This is a genomic window from Microcoleus sp. D3_18a_C4, assembly GCF_036702415.1.
Lineage (GTDB): Bacteria > Cyanobacteriota > Cyanobacteriia > Cyanobacteriales > Microcoleaceae > Microcoleus.
Map to the genome: position 1 here is coordinate 8603 of NZ_JAUBTI010000114.1, position 2194 is coordinate 10796.

Below are 2194 nucleotides of genomic sequence, written 5' to 3' on the forward strand. Positions count from 1 at the left end.
GCACAGGCAAGATGCCTGTGCCACAAGATGGGGAAATTTGGGATGCTTCCGGCACATCCATTGTCGGCAAAATTGGTTGCACAGGCAAGATGCCTGTGCCACAAGATGGGGAAATTTGGGATGCTTCCGGCACATCCATTGTCGGCAAAATTGGTGGCACAGGCAAGATGCCCGTGCCACAAGATGGGGAAATTGTGGATGCTTCCGGCACATCCATTGTCTGCAAAATTGGTTGCACAGGCAAGATGCCTGTGCCACAAGAGGGGGAAATTTGGGATGCTTCCGGCACATCGATTTTTTCTACAACTTCCACCGAAACAGCTTCCACAATCAGCGGTTTTTCTGGCATAATAAAACTGTAACGCTGTCGGTGGGCTGCTTCAAATTCAGCCTGCATCGCCTCAATATTGTCAGCAAAATTGACAGCCAAAACAGAGTCACTTCCCTGATATTTTAAGCGCAACTTGCTAACAACTAAAACCTCTGACTCATTCTCTGTGTTCTCTGCGCCTCTGCGGTTCAATTCCCTCTTTCCATCTGCCTCCAATTCGGTTAAAATATCATGCAAATCAGGTAATAATTCTGCATTTAATTGTTGCTCGATCGCCCTTTCGCGAATAGCCCGCACATCAGCCAAACCGATACCGTAAGCCGACAACACACCCGCATAAGGGTGAATAAACACCCGTTTCATCCCCAAAGCATCGGCGATCGCACAAGCGTGTTGGCCGCCCGCACCGCCGAAACAGCACAATGTATACTCGGAAACATCGTAACCCCGCTGAAGCGAGATTTTTTTGACAGCATTTGCCATCTTTTCCACCGCGATCGCCAAAAAACCCTCCGCCACCTGTTCCGCCGTCCTCTCGCCCCCAATTTCCTCCGCTAATTGCCCAAATTTTTGCTTTACTACGTCAGGGGCGATCGGCAAATCTCCATTCAATCCAAATACTTTCGGGAAAAAAGCCGGTTGAATTTTCCCCAACATCACATTGCAATCAGTCACCGTCAAGGGGCCGCCTTTGCGATAGCAAGCGGGCCCAGGATTGGCCCCTGCAGACTCCGGCCCGACGCGGTAGCGAGCCCCGTCAAAAAAGACAATTGAACCGCCGCCTGCTGCTACAGTGTGAATTGCCATCACGGGCGATCGCAATCTCACCCCAGCAATTTCCGTCTCAAATTCGCGTTCGTATTCGCCGTTAAAATGGGCAACGTCTGTCGAAGTTCCGCCCATATCAAAGGTAATAATTTTATCAAAACCTGCCTTCTTGCTCGTTTGAACAGCACCGACAATTCCCCCAGCAGGCCCGGATAAAATACTGTTTTTTCCTTGAAATTGTTCCGCGTCCACTAAGCCGCCATTCGATTGCATGAACATTAATTTGGGGAATTGGGCATTGGGAATTGGGCATTGGGCATTGGGCATTAATAATCCCTCGTTCCCGGAATCTGCCTCGATTAACTGACTGATTACTTGTTCGACGTATCGACGTAAAATCGGAGATAAATAAGCATCGACAACCGCAGTATCTCCCCGCGAAACCAGTTTCATCAGCGGGCTAACTTCGTGAGATACTGAAATTTGAGTAAAGCCAATTTCTTTCGCTATTTTAGCAACTTGTTTTTCGTGTTCCGAGTAGCGGTAGCCGTGCATGAATACGATCGCACAACTGCGAATTCCCTCATCGTATGCTTGCTGCAAACACGGGATAAATTCGGGATTGACAGCAGATAACTCCTCACCTTGAGCGCTGTAGCGTTCTGCAACTTCAATAACTCGATCGTACAGCATCTCCGGCAAAACAATGTGACGCGCGAAAATATTGGGGCGGTTCTGATAGCCAATTCTCAGCGCATCGCGGAAACCTTTAGTAAGTAACAGAATTGTGCGATCGCCCTTTCGTTCCAGCAAAGCATTTGTCGCCACCGTCGTCCCCATTTTAATGGCTTCAATCTGTGCAGCGGGTATGGGGACATCTGCGGCAATTCCCAAAATGTCGCGAATTCCTTGCACTGCTGCGTCTGTGTAGCGATCGGGGTTTTCTGATAGCAGCTTGTGAATGACTAACTTACCGTCGGGGCTGTTGGCTACAATATCGGTAAAAGTACCGCCGCGATCGATCCAGAATTGCCAGCGAGTGCGATCGGCAAAAACAGCATTCATATCATTATCCATCATAAATGTTAATCAGCC

General features: G+C 48.9%; 1 protein-coding gene. It reads right to left on the reverse strand.

All coding sequences use genetic code 11. The annotated features are described in order from the left end of the window. On the reverse strand, positions 1 to 2164 hold a 2164-nt coding region (locus QUB16_RS28695; protein WP_333321450.1), incomplete at its 3' end, for a hydantoinase/oxoprolinase family protein. Positions 2165 to 2194 lie beyond the last annotated feature (30 nt).